General features: G+C 64.7%; 16 protein-coding genes and 1 pseudogene. 4 read left to right on the forward strand and 13 right to left on the reverse strand.

The window, feature by feature from the left end; translation table 11 throughout:
* Positions 1-119: 119 nt before the first annotated feature.
* Both ACP92_RS22930 and ACP92_RS22935 read right to left on the reverse strand, forming a co-directional pair.
* Positions 120-956: an amidohydrolase family protein gene (locus ACP92_RS22930; protein WP_013236515.1), complete on the reverse strand. Its 837-nt coding sequence runs from the start codon at positions 954-956 to the stop codon at positions 120-122.
* A complete protein-coding gene (locus tag ACP92_RS22935; protein WP_013236516.1) occupies positions 953-2,194 on the reverse strand; it encodes an MFS transporter in 1,242 nt (413 codons plus the stop codon). Before ACP92_RS22935 ends, ACP92_RS22930 begins: the two co-directional genes overlap by 4 nt.
* A 300-nt stretch (positions 2,195-2,494) precedes the next feature.
* On the opposite strand from ACP92_RS22935, the gene ACP92_RS22940 reads away from it, so the two are divergent.
* On the forward strand, positions 2,495-3,229 hold the full coding sequence (locus tag ACP92_RS22940) for a GntR family transcriptional regulator (RefSeq protein WP_013236517.1): 735 nt from the start codon (positions 2,495-2,497) through the stop codon (positions 3,227-3,229).
* 91 nt (positions 3,230-3,320) lie between these two features.
* Here the strand turns inward: ACP92_RS22940 and ACP92_RS22945 are convergent.
* Positions 3,321-3,719, reverse strand: a pseudogene (locus ACP92_RS22945) (type II toxin-antitoxin system MqsA family antitoxin); the annotation flags it as partial.
* A 1-nt stretch (position 3,720) separates the two neighbouring features.
* Positions 3,721-4,017, reverse strand: coding sequence for a type II toxin-antitoxin system MqsR family toxin (locus tag ACP92_RS22950; protein ID WP_013236519.1), 297 nt, complete (start codon positions 4,015-4,017; stop codon positions 3,721-3,723).
* A gap of 436 nt (positions 4,018-4,453) precedes the next feature.
* On the opposite strand from ACP92_RS22950, the gene yfcF reads away from it, so the two are divergent.
* On the forward strand, positions 4,454-5,131 hold the full coding sequence (gene yfcF, locus ACP92_RS22955; protein WP_013236520.1) for a glutathione transferase: 678 nt from the start codon (positions 4,454-4,456) through the stop codon (positions 5,129-5,131).
* A gap of 105 nt (positions 5,132-5,236) precedes the next feature.
* On the opposite strand, the gene ACP92_RS22960 is transcribed toward yfcF, so the two are convergent.
* Entirely contained in the window at positions 5,237-6,493 is a 1,257-nt protein-coding gene (locus tag ACP92_RS22960) for an MFS transporter (RefSeq protein ID WP_013236521.1), read from the reverse strand.
* 461 nt (positions 6,494-6,954) lie between these two features.
* On the opposite strand from ACP92_RS22960, the gene ACP92_RS22965 reads away from it, so the two are divergent.
* On the forward strand, positions 6,955-7,677 hold the full coding sequence (locus tag ACP92_RS22965; RefSeq protein ID WP_013236522.1) for a FadR/GntR family transcriptional regulator: 723 nt from the start codon (positions 6,955-6,957) through the stop codon (positions 7,675-7,677).
* Between the two features lie 83 nt (positions 7,678-7,760).
* On the opposite strand, the gene ACP92_RS22970 is transcribed toward ACP92_RS22965, so the two are convergent.
* The 5 genes from ACP92_RS22970 to ACP92_RS22990 all read right to left on the reverse strand — a co-directional run bounded on the left by ACP92_RS22970 (position 7,761) and on the right by ACP92_RS22990 (position 11,949).
* The gene (locus tag ACP92_RS22970; protein WP_013236523.1) at positions 7,761-8,564 is read right to left on the reverse strand and encodes a transporter substrate-binding domain-containing protein; all 804 of its coding nucleotides are present in this window, start codon (positions 8,562-8,564) and stop codon (positions 7,761-7,763) included.
* Positions 8,565-8,615: 51 nt separating this feature from the next.
* Positions 8,616-9,410, reverse strand: coding sequence for an amino acid ABC transporter ATP-binding protein (locus ACP92_RS22975; RefSeq protein WP_013236524.1), 795 nt, complete (start codon positions 9,408-9,410; stop codon positions 8,616-8,618).
* Positions 9,394-10,047, reverse strand: a complete 654-nt coding sequence (locus tag ACP92_RS22980; RefSeq protein WP_013236525.1) for an amino acid ABC transporter permease — start codon at positions 10,045-10,047, stop codon at positions 9,394-9,396. Before ACP92_RS22980 ends, ACP92_RS22975 begins: the two co-directional genes overlap by 17 nt.
* Positions 10,044-10,877, reverse strand: a complete 834-nt coding sequence (locus ACP92_RS22985; protein WP_013236526.1) for an amino acid ABC transporter permease — start codon at positions 10,875-10,877, stop codon at positions 10,044-10,046. The genes ACP92_RS22980 and ACP92_RS22985 overlap by 4 nt, the downstream gene beginning before the upstream one ends.
* A 217-nt stretch (positions 10,878-11,094) precedes the next feature.
* Positions 11,095-11,949, reverse strand: coding sequence for an NAD-dependent epimerase/dehydratase family protein (locus tag ACP92_RS22990; protein ID WP_013236527.1), 855 nt, complete (start codon positions 11,947-11,949; stop codon positions 11,095-11,097).
* A 433-nt stretch (positions 11,950-12,382) separates the two neighbouring features.
* Here ACP92_RS22990 and ACP92_RS22995 point away from each other — a divergent pair, with 433 nt between their 5' ends.
* On the forward strand, positions 12,383-14,017 hold the full coding sequence (locus ACP92_RS22995; RefSeq protein ID WP_013236528.1) for a methyl-accepting chemotaxis protein: 1,635 nt from the start codon (positions 12,383-12,385) through the stop codon (positions 14,015-14,017).
* An 85-nt stretch (positions 14,018-14,102) separates the two neighbouring features.
* Here ACP92_RS22995 and ACP92_RS23000 read toward each other — a convergent pair whose 3' ends face one another.
* The 3 genes from ACP92_RS23000 to ACP92_RS23010 are packed head-to-tail and all read right to left on the reverse strand — an operon-like array spanning position 14,103 to position 20,049.
* Entirely contained in the window at positions 14,103-15,596 is a 1,494-nt protein-coding gene (locus ACP92_RS23000; protein ID WP_013236529.1) for an efflux transporter outer membrane subunit, read from the reverse strand.
* The gene (locus ACP92_RS23005) at positions 15,596-18,751 is read right to left on the reverse strand and encodes an efflux RND transporter permease subunit (protein ID WP_013236530.1); all 3,156 of its coding nucleotides are present in this window, start codon (positions 18,749-18,751) and stop codon (positions 15,596-15,598) included. The genes ACP92_RS23000 and ACP92_RS23005 overlap by 1 nt, the downstream gene beginning before the upstream one ends.
* 11 nt (positions 18,752-18,762) lie before the next feature.
* Positions 18,763-20,049: an efflux RND transporter periplasmic adaptor subunit gene (locus ACP92_RS23010; protein WP_048348758.1), complete on the reverse strand. Its 1,287-nt coding sequence runs from the start codon at positions 20,047-20,049 to the stop codon at positions 18,763-18,765.
* Positions 20,050-20,210 lie beyond the last annotated feature (161 nt).

Below are 20,210 nucleotides of genomic sequence, written 5' to 3' on the forward strand. Positions count from 1 at the left end.
CATTTCACGCGGCGGGAACATTAGCGTTTCGACATGCGCCGCCGCAAAAAGCAAAAAACCCGGTCCATGCAAGGGACCGGGTTCTGGAGAGGCCGTCTGGCGACGGCGCCCTTCCCTGTTCAGTTGATGCCGAACAACTGGGCCGCTGTCTGGCCCGTGATGATGCGGCGTTGCTCCTCATCGCTCACCAGCTGGGTGAACTGCTGCCAGCTGTGGCCGTAGTCGGTGAGACTCTCGTGCTGGGTGTGCGGCCAGTCGCTGCCCCAGAGCAGGCGCTGCGCTCCGAAATGCTCGCGCAGCAAGGGCCAGGCCTGGCGGGCGAAGCGCTGGCCCTGCTCGGCCCCGCCATTGCGATAGGAGGCCGAGAGCTTGACCCAGACCTGCCCGCCAGCAGCGCTGGAGAGCAGATAACGAAAGCCTGGATCATCCACGCCCAGAGCGGCGTCGACCCGGCCGAAATGGTCGACCACCACCTTCAAGCCCATGGCCAGCAAAGGGGGCAGCACGCGCGGCAGATCCACCGCCTCGCGATGGATCTCCACCTGCCAGCCCAGCTGCGCAATACGCGCCAGGGTGCTACGCCAGACGCCCGTGAAGTCTGGCACGGGCGCACCACCGACCAGGTTGAAACGGATGCCCACCACACCGCCGGCCTGCAGGGCCAGCAGTTGCTGCTCGCTGACGTCGGCGTCGACCATGGCGATGCCGCGCAGCCGCTGCGGATAGCGTGCAAGGGCGGCCAGCAGGTAGCGGTTGTCGCTGCCCAGGAAGCTGGGCTGCACCAGCACGCCATGGCTCATGCCATGGGTGTCGAGACGGGCGATGTATTGCTCGACGGTGACGTCATAGGTCGGCGCGTAGCGGCGCACATCGGCCAGCGGCAGGTCGCGGGTGAAGACGTGGGCGTGCGTGTCGATGCGCAGCACAGTCGCGGGCGTCGCGCAGGGCTGGCTCATGCGGAGGTTTCCATCTTGCGGCCCTTGGTCTCGGGCAGCATCAGCACGGCCACCACCACCAGCGAATAGGCGATGGCGGCGTCGATGCCGATGGCCTGGCCCAGCGGCATGGAGTCGCTCATGTGGCCCACCAGCACCGGGAAGCCGGCCGAGGCCACGCGTCCGAAGTTGTAGCAGAAACCCACCCCCGTGCCGCGAATGCCGCTCGGGTAGAGTTCATTGAAGAGCGCGCCCATGCTGGCCGGGATGCCGGCGGCGAAGAAGCCCAGCGGGAAGCCGCAGACCAGCATCTGGGTGTCCGACAGCGGCAGGAAGATGTAGCACAGCACGGTGGCCACGCAGGCCAGTGCAAAGAACGCCACGGTGCGACGGCGGCCGATGCGGTCCAGCAATTGCGAACTGGCGATGCAGCCGCACCAGAAGGCGACGATGATGACGGCCAGGTAGCCGCCGGTGGAGAGCACCGACAGATGCTTCTCGGTCTTGAGGTAGGTCGGCAGCCAGGTCATCAGCGCGTAGTAACCGCCGTGCGCACCCACGCCCAGGAGGCTGCCGATGATGGTCAGGCGCAGCACGTCCGGACGGAAGATGCCCAGCAGCGTGCTGGCCGCAGGCTTGCTGGCGGCCGCCTTCTGGCCGGCCAGGAAGGCGTCGGTTTCCTGCACCGAGCGGCGCACGTAGACCACCAGCAAGGCCGGCAGCAAACCGATGACGAACATCACGCGCCAGGCCATCTCCTGCGGCAGCAGCGAGAACAGCACCGAGAACAGCAGCACCGCGCCGCCCCAGCCGACCGCCCAGGCGCTCTGGACGGTGCCCATGGCCTTGCCGCGATGTTCGGCGCGGATGGTCTCGGCCATGAGCACGGCCCCGGCCGCCCACTCGCCACCGAAGCCGAAGCCCTGCAAGGCCTTGAGCACCAGCAGTTGCGGGAAGCTCTGGGCGAAGGCGGAGAGGAAGGTGAAGAAGGAAAACCAGATGATGGTGATCTGCAGCGTCTTGACGCGGCCATAGCGGTCCGACAGGGCGCCGGCGAACCAGCCGCCGATGGCCGAGGCCACCAGGGTGGCGCCGCTGATCAGGCCGGCATCGGCCTTGGAGAGGGAAAAGGCAGCGATCAGCGCGGGGATGGCCAGGCTGAACATCTGCACGTCCAGCGCGTCCAGCGCCCAACCGCTGAAGCAGGCCCAGAAAGTCTTGCGTTCCTTGGCAGTGACCTGCCGATACCATGAAAACATTGTCTCGTCCTCTAAGCTGAAGGCGTGCCGCCCAGGCTCTGCCGCCGAGGGCAAGATAGCGCAAGCAACACTTAGCTGATTGAATTATGTGGATGATGACTCATACAGACATATATATGAGTTGACGGAAGATAACACAGGCCTGCCGGTGCAACAACCCTGGTGGCGGACGTGGTGTTTTCGACAAGAGCAGGGGAGCAGGCTGCCACGCACATTGCCGTGTCGGCTTGCAAGCGTTGTGAGCGGCGCGCGGCGCGGGTAGACTGGACGACTTTCCATCACTGCGAGCCAAGTTGCACCATGCTTGACCAGACCGGCGTCGATGCGCGCCTGCCGCTTTATCTCCAGTTACGTGATCTGCTGGCGACCCAGATCCGCGCCCAGAAATGGCAGCCGGGCCAGCCCATTCCGTCCGAAGCCGAGCTGAGCCAGACCTACCAGGTCGCGGTGGGCACGGTGCGTCGCGCCATTGAAACGCTGATGGCCGAAGGCCTGGTGGAGCGCACGCATGGACGCGGCACCTTCGTGCGCAAGGCGCGCTTCGACAATTCGCTGTTCCGCTTCTTTCGTTTCGAATCGGCCGATGGCCGTCCGCTCGCGCCCAAGAGCGTGATCGTCAGCCGCAAGTTGGTGGAGGCGCCGGCGCAGGCGGCCGAGGCCTTGCAATTGAAGCCGCATGCCAAGGTGATCGAACTGCATCGCCTGCGCATGGTGGATGGGCAGCCTGTGCTGGCCGAGAACATCTACCTGTGCGCGCAGCGCTTCAAGGCGCTGGCCGACAAGGCGCCGGAAGAGTTCGGCGACCTGCTCTATCCCCTGTATGAGCGTGAATGCGGATTGATCGTCGCCTCGGCGCGCGAGACCTTGACGGTGGAGACGGTGACGGCGGCCCAGGCCAAGCTGCTGGGCCTGACGGAAAAGACGCCGGTGGTGATGATAGAGCGCATCGCCTTCGGCTCGGACGGCCAGCCGCTGGAGTGGCGGCAGTCGCGGGGCGCGGCGAGCAAGTTCAGGTATAGCGCGGAGATACGCTAGGGCCTGTTCACTTGCGCGAGCGGGTCCGCAAGCGGCCGGCGCCGGCTTCCTGGACCGAATGGACGGCCTGGCCACGCGCGCTCATGCCGGCGTCGGCGCGCAGTTCACTGAGCAACTCCGGGTGCTTGCGCAACAGGCGCAACAACAGCACCAGCGCACGCGGCGGCTGGATCTTGCCGGCCTCATAGCGGTTGAAGGCATTGATCCCTCCGCCGAACAGCAGGCTGGCCTCGCGCTGGCCCAGTTGCAGGGCCTCGCGGGTAGAGATGATTTCGGCGGGATCGATCATCCCGGCGTTGATTTCCTTATTGAAGGCCAGCGCCTCGGCCGAGATCCTGGCTTCTTCTTCGATGGTCGGCAGACACTCGCCGCAGCGCGGGCAATAGTCGCCGGTGACCGTCGCAATGACCGTGGTTTCGCCCTTGTAGGCATAGGGCAGATCGCGCGTGTCGCGGATCAGGTGCGCGCCTCCGCAATGGGGACATTTCATGTCAGCTCTCCTTGAAGGATACGATCAGCACATCATCAAGCACGGTCAACTTGACGTAGAGGACACCGTAGCGGGTGGCAGGCCGATAGACGTCTTGCCAGATACGGTGATCAGCACGGGTGGTCATGCTCTTGCAGAAATCTGCGCTGCTCAACGATGCGACGACGGCCACCATTTCCATTTCATCGATGCCCAGTGCCGCCGCACCGAGAAGAGCGGTCGCCGTTTTGCGGACCTGCCCCTGCCTGAGCAGGGACTTCACGACTGCAAGCTTGTAATGTGGGGTATGTTTTTCCATACGCATGGTAACCAAGCTGGTTATGAATGCCAAGTTGGCGGGGAACAAAGTAGTTCGAGAAAAGGGGATAAAAGGGGACCGCCTTGCGCCCCTGCAGAAAGGCTGATTCTGGCGCGCGTCCTGTGGTTTATGCGCACCACCACAGCAATACCCCGACAATCTCGATTACCATCGTCGCTCAGCCCACCACTTCTCCCAGCGCCAATGCAGACCATGCAGCAGAAGCGATCCCCACTGCCACACCTTGTCGCCGCCCCTGCGGCAGGCCTGGCCGTGTGCGGGCTGAACACCAAGAAACGGTCTCTCCGCTGACGGGGATGCCACGTCCCGTCCGGCGGATCGCCAGGCGGGATGGGATCGCATCGCATTGCTTCCAGAACTCGCCCGACCCTGCCGGCGCGACGGTTGTCCAACCACTGTTCTTCATGAGGCAAGCATGCAATCCAGTCCTACCCTCCTGTCCCACCCTGTCCCGACGACGCCCGAGGACGATGTCCTGCAGCTCTACGTCGATGCCCAGTTCGCCAGTCCCTACGCCATGTCGGTCTTCGTGGCCCTGCGCGAGAAGCAGTTGCCCTTCACCCTGCATACCCTCGACCTCGACCGCGGCCAGCAGCATGAGCCTGACTACGCCCAGCGCTCACTGACCTCGCGCGTGCCGATGCTGCGGCATGGCGCGCTGACGCTGTCGGAATCCTCGGCAATCACGGAATACCTCGACGAGGTCTTTGCCGGCCCGCGCCTCTATCCGCAGGACGCAGTGGCGCGCGCCCGCGCACGGCAGGTCCAGGCCTGGCTGCGCAGCGACCTCATGGCCCTCCGGGAAGAAAGGAATACGCAGGTGGTGTTCTATGGCGCGAAGAAGGCGGCGCTCTCGGAAGAGGCCAGCGCGGCGGCGCAGCGCCTGTTCCATTTCGCCGGGCAGTTGCTGCCCGTCGGGGCCGATAGCCTCTTCGGCCAATGGTGCATCGCCGATGTCGATCTGGCGCTCATGCTCAACCGGCTAGCCTTGCATGGCGATCGCGTGCCGCCGCACCTGGAAGACTATGCCCGCCGCCAATGGCAGCGTCCCTCGGTGCAGGCCTGGCTGACGCAGCCGCGCCCTGCGCTGTAAGCACCGCGGCGTAAAAAAAAATGGCGGCCATGATCTGGCCGCCTTGTCATCGTCCGCCTCTGAGGCGAGGCGGAACTCCACTGGAGAAATAATCGTTGACTGCGCTTAGGCAATGGCCTCGGGACGCGGGCGAGCGATCGCAAACACCACGGCCACGGCCACCAGGTCGAACGCGGCCAGCAGCACGAACAGCGGACCATAGCCGATCTGCGTGACCAGGATGCCGAAGAGCAGCGTAAACAGGGTCGCACCCAGGTAGCCGCTCATGCCGGTCAGGCCGGTGGCGGTCGCGACCTGGTTCTTGGTGAACACGTCGGAGGTGATCGAATACAGCGCGCCGGACAGTGTCTGGTGGGCAAAGCCGCCGATGGACAAGAGCGCAATGGCCACATAGGGACTATCGACAAAGCCCACGCAGGCCGGCCCGATCATGGAGAGGCTGCCCACCAGCATGACCAGCTTGCGCGAGGTAAACAGCGACACCTTCAGGTGCTTGTGGAACAGCGGGCTGAGGTAACCACCCAGCACGCAACCGATATCGGCCGCCAGGAAAGGCAGCCAGGCGAACATGGCGATTTCCTTGATGTTCATGTGGCGCTCGGTGGCCATGTACAGCGGAATCCAGGCATTGAAGGTCTGCCAGGCCGGCTCCGACAGGAAGCGCGGGATGGCGATGGACCAGAAGTTGCGGCTGCGCACGATCTTGGTCCAGCTCTCACGCTGCACCTTCTCGGGCGATTTTTCCTGGCCCTCGAGGATGTAGGCGCGTTCTTCCGGCGAGAGCAGCTTCTGGTCGCGCGGGCTCTTGTAGAACAGCATCCACAGCACGAACCAGATCACGCCCAGCGCGCCGACTACGACGAAGGACATCTTCCAGCCGCCGTGCAGGATGGTCCACACCACCAAGGGCGGTGCGCACAGCGCGCCAATGGACGAACCGATGTTGAACCAGCCGATGGCCACCGAACGTTCCTTGGCAGGGAACCACTCGGTGGAGGCCTTCACGCCGCCCGGAATGCCCGCCGCTTCGGTGATGCCCAGCAGCGCCCGGAAGAAGGCCAGGCTCTGCCAGCCAGTGGCAAAGGCGGCCGCTGCGCACACCAGCGACCAGGCCAGCGCGAAGATGCCAAAGCCGATCTTGGTGCCGACCGCATCGAGGATATAGCCCGCCACCGGTTGCATGACGGCATAGCAGATCTGCCAGGCCACCACGATGTAGGAGTATTGCTGGGTGCTCATGTCCAGCTCTTTCATCATCGTCGGGGCGGCCACCGAGAGCGTGTTGCGGGCCAGGTAATTGACGATCAGGGCGAGGGTGACCAGGGTCACCATATACCAACGGATTCCTCTTACGTACTTCATGGCGTCTCCAAAAGGATTTTTCTTCAAATCGGTCAGCGCCAGGCGCTAAGCACCCAACGCTAAGCGTCAATCGTCAAGGCGAGGACGGCTGTGCCCCTCGCGTCCCTGCGTCGGCGGTGGATGTCACGCAGGCGGGCGCGGTACGGCTGGGGTGGTGCGAAGCTCGTGCATCTGGCGAAACTGTTGTCACACCCGTCTCCACATTGTCGTTGTTGTCGCTTTATTTATACGATGTCGTATAAGTAAGCCTGTAATTAGTCGGACTAATTCCGAATGCAGGTGGACAACTCTAATGATGAGCGCCTCGGAAGTCAACCGAAATCGCGCAGATCCTGGCTGTCCGGTGCGGCTTTGCGGGGCGCTCCAGCCACCCGCCGGGAAGCCGGCAGTCAGCGCTTGCGCAGGCAGGCGTCCTCGGTCATAGTGTCTCTCAACGAACTCAACGGTAGCAGTCATCGTACATGTTAGATTCTCTCCCACCTTCCCTGGCAGCCAGCCGCACGCATCGCCTGAGTCGCTCGGAACACATCTGCCGGCAGATCATCGCCGCCATCCTGCGCGGTGAACTGGGCGAGAACCGCAAGCTGCCCACCGAGGTTGAGCTGGCGCAACGCTATGAAGCCTCGCGCACCACGGTGCGCGAAGCGCTCTCGCGGTTGCGTTCGGAAGGCATCGTGGTATCGCGGCGCGGCTCGGGCAACTATGTGCAGCGCCTGCCCACGCTGTCCTCGCAGGGCAGTCCGCAGATCGCCAGCATCCATGATGTGGAGCGCTACTATGCCTTCCGCGAATGCGTGGAGGTGGGCGCAGCCGGCATTGCCGCCACGGCGCGCCAGGACGAGGACGTGCAGGCCATGCGCATCGCGCTGCAGGCCTTGCAGCGCGCACAGCTGGAAGGCCAGACCGGGGTGGACGAAGACCTCGCGCTGCACATGGCCATTGCCCGCGCCACCCGCAATCCCTTCTTCATCTCTACCATCGAACATGCGCTGGGGCCGATCCGCCAGTGCATGGAGCTGGCGCAGAACCTGGGCTCGCCGCAGGACGGCGAACGCATCCAGACCATCGACGACGAACACCAGGCCATCATCCAGGCCATCGCCGAAGGCTCGCCCGCCAGGGCCGAAGCCGCCATGCGCGCCCACATCGGCCATGCGCGCCTGCGCATCTTCGAGGGCGGCTAGCCCTCACGCATGACGCGCATGACGCAACAACGCCGGGCCCTGCTGCGCCCGGCGTTGTTGGTCACTGCCTCGCAAGCAGGCGCTTACGCGGGGTTCTGCACCGCGGCCGGCAGGTCGCGGCCGTGATACTTCTTGTAGATGGCGTTGAGCTTGCCGTTCTTCATGTTGGTCTTGACCCAGCCATCGATCCATTCCTTGAGGCGCGGCTGGTTCTTGTTGATGGCGATGCCCAGATCAAAGGCCTTCTGTTCGAATTTCATCTCCAGGTTCTTGCCCGGCGCTTTCTTCTGCATTTCCTGCAGGTTGGAGGGCGTGCTGGAGAAGACATCCACCTGGCCCGTCACCATCGACGTGATCAGGGTCGCATCATCCTCATAGCGCATGATCTCGGCGCCCTTGGCGTTCTGCGTGGTCAGCGTATCGTTGGGCGTGGCGCGGGTGACGCCGATGCGCTTGCCGTTGAGATCAGCGTAATCCTTGATGACCATGCTCTTGGGCGCACCGATGATGAGGCTGATGACGGCATAGGGAGTGGAAAAGTCGATGACCTTCAGGCGCTCCGGCGTGATCGACAGCGAACCCACCACGATATCGGCGCGGTTGGCCTGCAAGGTCGGCACGCGCGCCGCATTGGCCACCGGGATCAGGTCGAGCTGCACGCCCAGGTCCTGCGCCAGCAGGCGCGCAGCCTCGACGTCGGAACCGGCCAGTTGCAACTTCTCGTCGCTGTAGCCGAACAGCGGCGTGCTCGAGGTGGTGGCGATGCGGATCTTGCCAGCCTTCTTGATATCGTCCAGCTGGTCGGCCAGCGCGGCGTGGGCGGTCAGGCCCAGGACCAGGGCAGCGATGGCGGTGCGCGCGGCGCGGCGCAATGGGGTGTGTTGCATCTTTCGTCTCCGTTATTGTATGAATGGGCGGTACAGGGAACAGCGTATGCGCTACAGGTCGGCGGCCAGGAAGGCTTGCAGTTCGGGGGTGTAAGGATGGTCCAGCATCTCGCCGGGACCGACCTCCCAGACGCGCCCCTGGTGCATGTAGATGATGCGGTCGGCCACCCGCTTGGCAAAGTTCATCTCGTGCGTCACCAGCAGCATGGTCATGCCGTTGGCAGCCAGGTCTTCCATCACCCGCAGCACTTCGCCGGTCAGTTGCGGATCCAGCGCCGAGGTCACTTCATCGAACAGCATCACCTTGGGCGCCATCGCCAGCGAGCGGGCAATGGCCACGCGCTGCTGCTGGCCGCCCGAGAGCTGCTCGGGATAGGCGTTGGCCTTCTCGTCGAGCCCGACCTGAGCCAGCGCGGCCAGGGCCACGCGGCGCGCCTCGGCCTTGTCCTGCTGCTTGACGTGACGCAGCGCCAGCATGACGTTTTCCAGCACGTTCAGGTGCGGGAACAGGTTGTAGCTCTGGAACACGATACCCACCTCGCGCCGCAGCTTGTGCAGATCCACCTGGGGATCATCGACGCGGATGCCAGCCACCTCGATGCTGCCTGAATCGATGGTCTCCAGCCGGTCGATGCAGCGCAGCGCGGTGGACTTGCCCGAACCGGAGGCGCCGATGATGGCGATCATCTCGCCGCGCGCCACTTCGAAGGACACGCCCTTCAAGACCTGGTTGTCGCCGAAGCTCTTGTAGACCTGGTCCAGCTTGACGATGACGGGCTGCGGCTCCCGGGAGGCCACAACGGGGCGCAGATGCGGCGCCGGTTCGGGTTTAGCGATGGCTGACATTGAGCTTTCTCTCCATGGATGCGCTCCAGCGCGACAAGGGATAACAGAGCAGGAAATAGAAGCTGCCCACCAGCAGGAACACCAGGAAGGGCTGGAAGATGGAATTGTTGATGATCTGCCCGGCCCGGGTCAGTTCGACAAAGCCGATCACCGAGGCCAGCGAGGTCATCTTGATCAACTGCACCAGGAAGCCGATGGTCGGCGGCAGCGACAGCCGCGTGGCCTGCGGAATGATCACCAGGCGCAGCGTCTGCCAGCGCGTCAGCGACAGGCATTCCGAGGCCTCCCACTGCGGACGCGGCATGGCTTCGACGCAACCGCGCCAGATGTCGCCGAGGTAGGCGCTGGTATAGATCATCATCGCCAGCCCCGCCGCCACCAGCGCCGGCAGCACCAGGCCATACACCGACAGCCCGAAGTAGACGATGAAGAGCAGGATCAGCAAGGGAATGCCCTGCACGCATTCGATGAAGAGGATGGCCGGTCGCCGCAGCCAGGCGTGCGGCGAGATGCGCGCCAGCATCACCAGGAATCCACCTGCGCCGCCGAGCACGAAGGCCAAGGCAGACAGCACCAGGGTCCAGCCGATCGACTGCACCATGAAGAAAAAATAGGTCCAGCTGAAACCACCCATCATGACGCGCTCCCTTCGATGCGCAGCGAAGCTGCCGTATTGACCGCCACCGGCCGCGATGCAGGATGCACATAGGGTACATGGGCCAGCGGCGCCATTGCCGCCGGATCGGTGGCCGGCAGGCGCGAGACCGGTGTGCGCCGCCCCTGCGCGGCGGCCCGGCGCAAGGTGCGGCGGCGCTTGAAGATAGTCTCACCGATGGCGTAGGCCACCAGCTTGACCAGGATCGCCAGCACCAGGTACAGCGCAGCGACGACGAGATAGGTTTCCAGCGAGCGGAAGGTATCGGATTGCACGGTGTTGGCAATGGCCGTGAGCTCCTCGGCCGAGATCTGCGAGGCCATCGCCGAGGCCTGCATCATCAGCAGGAACTGGCTGGTCAGCGCCGGATAGACGCGCTCGATGGCCGGCTGCAGCATCACATGCCAGCGGATGCGCCAGACCGACAGGCCCAGGCATTGGGCCGCCTCGATCTGACCACGCGGCACCGAATCGAGGCCGGCGCGGATGATCTCGGCGGCATAGGCGGCGATATTGATGATCATCGCCAGCACCGCCGCCGCGAAGGTCGGCATGCGGATGCCCAGGCTGGCCAGGCCGAAGTACAGCAGGAAGATCTGCACCAGGAACGGCGTATTGCGCACCACCTCGATGTAGGCGCTGCAGCCGCGCGCAAGCCAGCGATGGGGACTGTTCTTGGCGAAGGCGACGAAGATGCCGATGGCGACGCCCACGATGACCGCCAGCGTGGTCATCTTCAGCGTCAGCCAGGCGCCATGCAGGAACACGGGCCAATAGGGCGCCAGGGGACTGAAGTCGAGAGAGAAGTTCATGGGCTGCCGGGTCCATCAAGGTTTCAGGAAACCGGACATCGGTGCGGCGCGGGCGCGATCCTGCTGCGTGCGAGCGGCCCGGTGTGCCGGGTGCTGCCTTGCTGCGATTCAGGTCAAGCTGTAGCGTGCTGTGCTGCCATGCCGCGCGGCCTGGGACTTCATGCCACGCGAAGGTACGACGGTACTGCCAGGGTCAAACGAAAGCCTTGTGGATAGATCAGTCCGCCAGGGGATCGAAGGGGCCCGCGGTCGTGAACGCCCCGCCCTGCAGGGTGAGCACCGGATCATCGGGCGCCGGCATGGGCTGCGCTTCCACCTTGGCGCGGAAGATCTCCGAGCTGTCCTTGGGCGCATAGCCCAGGTGCGCGGCGTAGCGGTTGTCCCACCAGGTCTTGGCGTTGGCCGACATGCCGTAGACGATGGTGTGACCCACGTCGGGGATGAACAGCGAACGGCGCAGCAGTTGCTCGAAGTCGTCCATGCTCATCCAGCTGGCCAGCATGCGGCGGTTGGTCGCTTCCGGGAAGATCGAACCGATGCGGATGCTCACCGTTTCCACGCCATAGCGGTCGAAGTAGAACTGCGCCATGTCTTCGCCGTAGGACTTGGACAAGCCGTAATAACCGTCGGGACGCTTCATGTCCCGCGCATCGATGCGCTCGTCCTGGCCATAGAAACCGGTGACGTGGTTGGAGCTGGCGAAGATGACGCGCTTGACGCCATGTCGACGCGCCGCTTCATAGATGTGGAAGACGCCCTTGATATTGGCTTCCAGGATTTCCTCGAAGGGACGCTCTACAGAGACCCCGCCCAGGTGGATGATGGCCTCGCAGCCTGCCACCATGGCGTCGACCGCAGCGCGGTCGGCCAGGTCGCACCCCAGCGCTTCCTCGTGCGCCGCGGCGGGATCGACCGCCGCCATGGCGCTGGCCAGATCAGCCACCCGCACAACCTCGGCGAAGCTGGCCAGGCGCGCACGCAACTGCTTGCCCACGCCGCCGGCTGCACCGGTCAGCAAAAGGCGGGAAAAACGGGCGGTCTGCCACGCAGCAACATCCTGGTCCTGGCTCATGCAGCCTGTCTCCTGAAACTATTGATCGTTATGCTTGCTGGATGTGAACGCTGAACGGACACCTTGTACGTCGTCGTATCACTTGGCGGATTATTCCCTGCGGGCTTCCTGCTTGTCAATCAGATTTGCGGGCAGTGAAGCCGTGTTCGCGTAGGAAAATCTCGCGCAATCCTCACGGAAAAAGGGACTCAAATGAGGCCCTTCTCTCATTAAAACCACGCCAACTGCGTTTATCCTCGACAAACCCGAGTCAAGCCCCGAAAAACCTGGAGGCCCCGGAAGAGCTCACCTAGAATGGCCGGTCCAAGGAAAAACCCCGTCGCCGGACCTCCACCGTCCCCCCAGCACGCGCGGCATGGCTAGGCTTTCCTCCCTGTTCCCGCACGTCCGCTGCGCCGCGAAGCCGGACTCATACAAGAAGTAGCGACTGTCCATGAATCAACTGAGCAAATTGAAGATCGGGACGCAATTGCGTCTCGGTTTCGGCATCGTCATTGTCTTGATGCTGATCCTCATCACCTTCGCCCTGATGCGCATGAACGCCATCTCGGCCGCCGTGCAATACCAGGAAACCGTCACCGACACCAAGCTGGAGCCACTCTATGTAGCACGTGAAGCGCTGGACCAGACCGGCCTGGCCGCCCGCAACGCCTATATCTTCCATGACCAGGCCGAAGCCCTCAAGGAACTGGCCTTGCTCGACCAGCAGAAAGCGCTCTACCTGGACGCCCTGCGCCAGCTCGAACCGGTGCTGGCCGGCCAAGCCCAGTTCGAGAAGGCCAAGGCTGGCCTGTTGGCCATGGCCGAAGAACTCAAGCGCCCGCGCAAGTACCGCGAATCCGGGCAGATGGAGGCCTATGGCGAATTCCTGGTCAAGGAATGCAGCCCCTTGCGGCGCCAGATCGTGCAAGACATCGATGCGCTGCTCAAGGTAGTGCAACGTGAAACCAAGGCCGCCGGCGACCGGGCCGACGCGCTCTTCGCCAGTTCACTGCGGCTCATCATGGCCTGCGCGGCGATCATCCTAGGGGTCAGCATCGCCACGGCCTGGCTGATCCGCAAGAGCCTCCTGGGCCAGCTGGGCGGCGAGCCGCGCTACGCGGTGGAGATCACCGGCCGTATCGCCCACGGCGAATTGTCCGCACCGGTGGACACGGCGCCGGGCGACCGTTCCAGCCTGCTCTATGAAATCCGCGTGATGCGCGACAAGCTGGCCTCGCTGGTGCAACAGGTGCGGGTCGGCACCCACGCCATCGCCGACGCCTCCTCCGAAATCGCCGTGGGCAACCAGAACCTCTCCGAGCGCACCGAACAGCAAGCCGACACGCTGGAAAAGACCGTGGCCGCCATGGACGAACTGACCCAGGCCGTGCGCCGCAACGCCGACAACGCGCAACAAGCCAAGCATCTGGCCGGCTCGGCCTCGGACGTGGCCAGCCAGGCCGGCACGGTGGTGCAGCAGGTAGTCGATACCATGGGCCAGATCGATGCGTCTTCGCGCAAGATCGTGGACATCATCGGCGTCATCGACGGCATCGCCTTCCAGACCAACATCCTGGCCCTGAACGCCGCCGTGGAAGCGGCGCGCGCGGGCGAACAGGGACGCGGCTTCGCCGTGGTGGCCGCAGAGGTGCGTTCGCTGGCGCAGCGCTCGGCCTCCGCCGCGCGTGAGATCAAGTCGCTCATCGACAGTTCGGTCAGCAGTGTGACCGATGGCAGCCGCCTGGTGGAACAGGCCGGCGCCACCATGCAGGACGTGGTGGAGAGCGTGCAGCGCGTGAGCGCCGTGGTGGTCGAGATCAGCGCGGCCAGCCAGGCCCAGAGCGATGGCATCCTCGAGGTCAACACCGCCATCGCCCGCCTCGACGAGAACACCCAGCAGAATGCCGCGCTGGTCGAAGAAGCCGCAGCGGCGTCGCAATCGATGAGCCAGCAGGCCGATCACCTGAACCAGCTGGTGGGCGCCTTCAAGCTGAGCCCGGCGCAGATGGAAGGCCAGCATCCTGCTCACCTCGAGAGCCAGAGCATCGATGTGACGCCTGCTCCCGCACGTCTGGGCATGCGCTGAGCCCTGCCCTCGCCGCCCTCGCAAAGCGCCGCCAGGACCGAGGTCGTGGCGGCGTTTTTTCATGCCCTGCTGCTGCGGGCAAGGATCACGGTTGGCCGCCCGGCTGCATCGGCTGCGTCTGCTCGCTCCAGCCTCCGCCCAGCACCTTGTAGAGCGTGATGCGGTTGCTCTGTTCGGTCAGCCGCAGCGAGATCAGGGTCTGCTGCGCCGAGTAGAGCGTACGCTGCGCCACCAGGGTGGTGAGATAGCTGTCGACGCCATTCCTGTAGCGCGCATCGGAAAGCCGGAACGCCTTCTCGCTGGCCGCCGTGGCCTTGCCCTGGGCATCGAGCCGCTGGTCCAGGGTAGCGCGCACGGCCAGGGCGTCGGCCACTTCGCGGAAGGCGGTCTGGATGGCCTTCTCGTAGTTGGCCACGTCGATGTCGCGCGTGATCTTGGCCGAATCCAGGCTGGCGCGCAGGCTGCCGGCGTTGAAGATGGGCAGGTTGATCGACGGGCTGAAGGTCCAGCTGCCACTGCCCGCCTTGAACAAGCCGCCCAGCGTGCGGCTGGCCGTGCCGCCATTGGCCGTGAGCGAAATGCTGGGGAAGAAGGCCGCGCGCGCTGCACCGATATCGGCGTTGGCCGACTTCAGGGTGTGTTCGGCCGCCAGCACATCCGGACGACGCAACAGCACCTGCGAGGGCAGGCCCGCCGGCGTGGCCGGCAAGACGCTGGCCGTGTCGGGCAATCCTGCCGGCAACAGCGCCGCGTCGATATCCGCACCGACCAGCAGGCGCAGGGCATTGAGGTCTTGCTCCACCTGGCTGGCATAGCGCGCCACGTCAGCACGCGCAGACTCCACGGTGGCTTCCTGGCTGGCCAGGTCCACGCCGGAGACGGTGCCGATGTCATGGCTGCGCTGGCTCAGCGCAAAGGTGCGCGACTGGCTGGCATAGGTGTCCTGCGCCAGCTTCAACAGGTCGCGGTCGGAGGCCAGCGTCAGCCAGGCCGTGGCGACTTCGGCCACCAGGCTGATGTGGGTGCTGCGGCGGGTCTCTACCTGGTATTGGTAGCTTTCGAGGGCGGCATCGGAGAGGTTCTTCAGGCGTCCGAAGAAATCCAGCTCGTAGGCGCTCACGCCCACCGTCACGCTCTGCTGGTGCGACACCGCCGCACTTCCCGTGGTGGACAGCTCGGCCGGCGTGCGGCTGGCGCTGCTGGTGCCGGTGGCGGAGATGGACGGGTAACGGTTGGCATCGGTGATGCGGTATTGCGCACGGGCCTTCTCGATATTCAACGCGGCCACGCGCAGGTCGCGATTATTGTCGAGCGCGGCGGCAATCACCTGCTGCAGGCGCGGATCGAGGAAGAATTCGCGCCAGCCCAGATGATCGGCGTCGATCTCGCCGGCGGCCGGGCCGGCGCTGCCAACCGCGGGCTGGGCGGCGGCCTGGGATGTCCAGCTGGCCGGCACCGGCGCCGCCGGCTGGGTGTAGTCCGGCGCCAGGTTGGCGCAACCCGCCAGCGCCGCCGTCAGGGCCAGCAGCATGGCCGTGCGCGGCCAGAGGGTGGATTTCCGTTGTACGGGCTGCATCATCACACACCCTCCTTTTGCATCGCGTGATCGTCGTCCTGGCGCGGCTTCCTGGCGGCGCGGCGGTCCAGCCAGGCGCCGATCAGGTAGTAGAACAAGGGCACGAAGAAGATGCCCAGCAAGGTCGCCGAGAGCATGCCGCCCAGGACGCCAGTCCCGATGGCGCGACGGCTGGCCGAACCTGCACCGCTGGCCACGGCCAGCGGCAGCACGCCGAACATGAAGGCCAGCGAAGTCATCAGGATCGGCCGCAGGCGCAGTTGCACTGCCTCCAGCGTGGCCTCCCACAGGCTCTTGCCGGATTCATGCAACTGCTTGGCGAATTCCACGATCAGGATCGCGTTCTTGGCCGACAGACCCACGGTGGTCAACAGCCCCACCTGGAAATACACGTCATTGGACATCCCGAAGATCCCCGTCAGCAACACGGTGCCGATGATGCCCAGCGGCACCGCCAGGATCACCGCGAAGGGCACCGACCAGCTCTCATAGAGCGCGGCCAGGCACAGGAAGACGAAGAGGATGGAGATCGCATACAGCATCGGCGCCTGGTTGCCCGAGAGCCGCTCCTGGTAGGACGAACCGGTCCACTCGAAGCCGATGCCCGCGGGCAGTTGCGCCACCAGCTTTTCCACTTCGGCCATGGCGGTGCCAGAGCTCACACCGGCTGCCGGTTCGCCAACGATCTCGAAGGAAGAGACGCCGTTGTAGCGCTCCAGCAGCGACGGACCATAGGTCCACTGGCTGCTCATGAAGGCGGCGAACGGCACCATCTGGCTGGCCGCGTTGCGCACGTACCAGCGGTTCAGGTCGTCGGCCTGCATGCGGAAGGCAGAGTCGCCCTGCACATAGACCTTCTTGACGCGGCCATTGCTGAGGAAGTCATTGACGTAGGTGCCGCCCATGGCGGTCGCCAGGGTCGCATTGATGTCCGAGGTGGCAATGGAGAGCGCATCGGCCTTGCGGTCGTCGATGGCAACGCGCAATTGCGGCGTGTCATCCAGGCCGGTCGTGCGCACGTTGGCCAGCAGGGCATTGCTGCGCGCCAGTTGCAGGAACTGGTCACGCGCCTGGAGCAGCGCATCGTGGCCTACGCCGCCCACATCCTTCAACTCCAGATCAAAACCGGAACTCTGGCCCAGGCCGCGCACCGCCGGTGGGTTCATCAGGAACACGCGCGCGCCACGGATCTTGGACAAGTCCGCATTGGCGCGACGCACCAGCTCGGAGGCCGACTGGCCGGCGCCGGTGCGCTGCTCCCAGTCCTTGAGGCGAATGAAGGCGCGCGCCCCGTTCTGGCTGTTGCCGCCCACTCCCGCTCCGACGATGGCCAGCACCGACTCGACCGACTCGGGCTTGTTCATGAAGTATTCCTGCACGGTCTTGACCACCGTGGCGGTCTGCTCGGCAGTGGCGCCTGTGGGCAACTGGATCTGCGCCATCAGCACGCCCTGGTCTTCTTCCGGCAGGAAGGACGTGGGCAGGCGCATGAACAGCACCGCCATCGCCACCGCGATCAATGCATACATCAGCAAGCCGCGCTTGCCGCGCTTGAGCAGTCCGGCTACGCCGCCCTGGTAGCGGGTCGCACTGCGATCAAAGCTGCGATTGAACCAGGTGAAGAACCTGCCCTGCTGCACGTGGCCGCCGGCATGCGGCTTGAGCAGCGTAGCGCACAAGGCCGGCGTCAAGGTCAGCGCCACCATCACCGACAAGGCCATGGCCGAGACGATGGTGATGGAGAACTGGCGATAGATCACCCCGGTCGATCCACCAAAGAAGGCCATCGGGATGAACACCGCCGAAAGCACCATGGCAATGCCCACCAGCGCACCGGTGATCTCCTGCATGGACTTGCGGGTGGCTTCCTTGGGACTGAGCTTTTCCTCGCTCATGAGGCGCTCGACGTTTTCCACCACCACGATGGCGTCGTCCACCAGCAGGCCGATGGCCAGCACCATCCCGAACATGGTCAGGGTATTGATCGAGTAGCCGAACATGGCGAGGATGCCGAAGGTCCCCAGCAGCACCACCGGCACCGTGATGGCCGGGATGAAGGTGGCGCGGATGTTCTGCAGGAACAGGTACATGATCAGCACCACCAGCACGATGGCTTCGATCAGGGTCTTGACCACTTCTTCCAGCGACACGCGCACGAAGGGCGTGGTGTCGTAGGCGATATTGGTCTTCAGTTTCATGGAGGCCGGGAAGTAGGGCTCCAGTTCCGCCAGCTTCTTCTTGACCGCGTCCGCCGTGGCCAGCGCATTGGCGCCGGTGGCCAGCTGGATCGCCAGCGCCGAGGATGGTTTGCCGTTCTGCTGCGAGGCCACCTGGTAGCTCTCGCCGCCCAGCTCCACGCGGGCCACATCAGATAGCTTCACCACGGAACCATCGACGGAGGACTTGACGATGATGTTGCGGAATTCATCCGGCGTGGTCAGCTTGCTGCGCGCGGTGATGGTGGCGTTGATCTGCTGGCCCGGTTGCGCCGGCAGCGCACCGATCTCACCGGCCGACACTTCGGTGTTCTGCGCCTGCAGCGCACTGGTGATGTCGGACGGCATCAACGCATACTTCTGCAGCTTGGCCGGATCGATCCAGATGCGCATGGCGTAGTTGGTGCCGAAGGCGGTGACGTCGCCCACGCCTTCCACGCGGCTGATCTGGTCGGTCAGGGTGCTGCTGATGAAGTCGCCGATGTCGATGCTGGTGATGCGCGGATCATCCGAGGTCAGCGACAGCACCATCAAGATGTCGGTCGACGCCTTGGTGACGGTCACGCCATTGTTCTGCACCGCCTGCGGCAGGCGCGCCGTGACCTGTTGCAGCTTGTTCTGCACCTGCATCTGCGCCACGTCCGGATTGGTGCCGGCGGTAAAGGTCAGCGACACGGTGGCGCTGCCGGCCGAGCTGGAACTGGCTGACATGTACTGCAGGTTGTCCAGCCCCTTCATCTGCTGCTCGATGACCTGCGTCACCGAGTCTTCCAGGGTCTTGGCCGAGGCGCCGGTATAGGTGGCCTTGATGTTGACCTTGGGTGGAGCGATATCCGGATACTGCTCCAGCGATAGCGAGCGGATCGACATCATGCCACCCAGCATGATGATGATGGCGATGACCCATGCAAAGATGGGCCGGTCAATGAAGAAACGTGCCATGTGCGCCTCGCTTACTTCGACTGGGCGGCAGTGGCCGAGGCTGGAGCGCTATCCTTGCCGGCATCCCCTCCCAGCGAAGGATCGGCTGCTGCTGCGGCGGCTTCACGCGCCAGGTCCTTCTGCAGGCTGTCGGTGATGTCGATGGCGCGGGGGGCGTCACCGGTGCGCACCTTCTGCAGGCCGTCGACGATGAGCTTGTCGCCTTCCTTCAAGCCCCGGCTGACCCACCAGTTGTTGCCCACCGCACGCGCCACGCTCACCAGGCGCTGCTGCACCTTGCCGTCGGCGCCCAGCACCAGGGCCGTGGCAGCACCAGTCTGGTCGCGGCTGACGGCCTTCTGCGGCGCCAGCAGCGCGTGGTCGTCCACGCCTTCTTCCAGTACTGCACGCACGTAAGCGCCCGGCAGCAACACGCCATCCGGGTTGGGGACGACCGCGCGCAGGGTGATCATGCCGGTGCCGGTATCGACCGACAGGCCCGTGAATTCCAGCTTGCCGGGCCGCTCATAGGTAGAGCCGTCTTCCAGCACGATCTTGACCTGGGCCGCGTTCTCGCCGCTCTTCCTGATCTGGCCGCTGGCCAGTTCGCGGCGCAGGCGCAGCAAGTCCACGGTGGACTGGGTGACATCGACATAGATCGGGTCGATCTGCTGCACCGTGGTCAACGCCGTGGTCTGGCTGGCCGTCACCAGCGCACCGGGGGTGACGGCAGATTTCTCGATGCGGCCCGAGATGGGTGAAAGGATCTTGGTGTATTGCAGATTGATGGCGGCGGTCTGCACGGCCGCCTTCTGCACTTCCACATCGGCCTGGTTCTGGCGCAGGGTGCTCTGGGCGTCGTCGTTGTCCTGCTTGGAGACGGCGTCGATCTTGTTCAGTTCGGCATAGCGCTCGGCCTTCAGCTTCGAGGAAGCCAGCGTGGCCTCGGCCTTGAGCAGCGAGGCCCGGGCGCTGTCGTAGGCGGCCTGGTAGCTGGCCGGATCGATCTGGTACAAGGGCTGGCGGGCCTTGACGGTGCTGCCTTCCTTGAATAGGCGCTTCTGAATGATGCCGCCCACCTGCGGGCGGATGTCGGCGGCCAGGTAGGCCGTGGTGCGGCCGGGCAGCTCGGTGGTCAGCGCCTGGCGCTGCGCCTTGACGACCACATAGCCGACCTCGGCCTGCGCCGTGGGCTTGGGCTGGTCGCCCGAGCGCGAACAGGCCGCCAGCACGGCAACCAGGATCAGGGACAGCGCCAGGCGCGCCGTGGCGGAGGAAGTGCGCCCTTGGCGGCGCGGTGTGCTTGCAGTGGGGTGCATGATCGGGTGGCTTTCTGCCCGCCCGCCAGCCGCCATGGGCGCGGGTTCCGGGCGCAATGAGCTATCGGACCGTCGATCATAGACAACAAATGTGAGGGAAAAATGAGCAAGCCCGGCGGCATGTCATCCCTGCAACAGCCGGGTCGCTCTGCTGGCATGGC

The sequence above is a fragment of the Herbaspirillum seropedicae genome, assembly GCF_001040945.1.
Taxonomy (GTDB): Bacteria; Pseudomonadota; Gammaproteobacteria; order Burkholderiales; family Burkholderiaceae_D; genus Herbaspirillum; species Herbaspirillum seropedicae.

Excerpts from the sequence above, each read along its gene's own strand:
- ACP92_RS22970 (WP_013236523.1), bottom strand. The coding sequence starts at position 8,564 with ATGCAACACACCCCATTGCGCCGCGCCGCGCGCACCGCCATCGCTGCC.
- ACP92_RS23010 (WP_048348758.1), bottom strand. The coding sequence starts at position 20,049 with ATGCACCCCACTGCAAGCACACCGCGCCGCCAAGGGCGCACTTCCTCC.
- ACP92_RS22930 (WP_013236515.1), bottom strand. The coding sequence starts at position 956 with ATGAGCCAGCCCTGCGCGACGCCCGCGACTGTGCTGCGCATCGACACG.
- ACP92_RS22985 (WP_013236526.1), bottom strand. The coding sequence starts at position 10,877 with ATGAACTTCTCTCTCGACTTCAGTCCCCTGGCGCCCTATTGGCCCGTG.
- ACP92_RS22935 (WP_013236516.1), bottom strand. The coding sequence starts at position 2,194 with ATGTTTTCATGGTATCGGCAGGTCACTGCCAAGGAACGCAAGACTTTC.
- ACP92_RS22940 (WP_013236517.1), top strand. The coding sequence starts at position 2,495 with ATGCTTGACCAGACCGGCGTCGATGCGCGCCTGCCGCTTTATCTCCAG.
- ACP92_RS22990 (WP_013236527.1), bottom strand. The coding sequence starts at position 11,949 with ATGAGCCAGGACCAGGATGTTGCTGCGTGGCAGACCGCCCGTTTTTCC.
- ACP92_RS22975 (WP_013236524.1), bottom strand. The coding sequence starts at position 9,410 with ATGTCAGCCATCGCTAAACCCGAACCGGCGCCGCATCTGCGCCCCGTT.
- ACP92_RS23005 (WP_013236530.1), bottom strand. The coding sequence starts at position 18,751 with ATGGCACGTTTCTTCATTGACCGGCCCATCTTTGCATGGGTCATCGCC.
- ACP92_RS22965 (WP_013236522.1), top strand. The coding sequence starts at position 6,955 with ATGTTAGATTCTCTCCCACCTTCCCTGGCAGCCAGCCGCACGCATCGC.
- ACP92_RS23000 (WP_013236529.1), bottom strand. The coding sequence starts at position 15,596 with ATGATGCAGCCCGTACAACGGAAATCCACCCTCTGGCCGCGCACGGCC.
- ACP92_RS22950 (WP_013236519.1), bottom strand. The coding sequence starts at position 4,017 with ATGGAAAAACATACCCCACATTACAAGCTTGCAGTCGTGAAGTCCCTG.
- ACP92_RS22980 (WP_013236525.1), bottom strand. The coding sequence starts at position 10,047 with ATGATGGGTGGTTTCAGCTGGACCTATTTTTTCTTCATGGTGCAGTCG.
- ACP92_RS22995 (WP_013236528.1), top strand. The coding sequence starts at position 12,383 with ATGAATCAACTGAGCAAATTGAAGATCGGGACGCAATTGCGTCTCGGT.
- ACP92_RS22960 (WP_013236521.1), bottom strand. The coding sequence starts at position 6,493 with ATGAAGTACGTAAGAGGAATCCGTTGGTATATGGTGACCCTGGTCACC.
- yfcF (WP_013236520.1), top strand. The coding sequence starts at position 4,454 with ATGCAATCCAGTCCTACCCTCCTGTCCCACCCTGTCCCGACGACGCCC.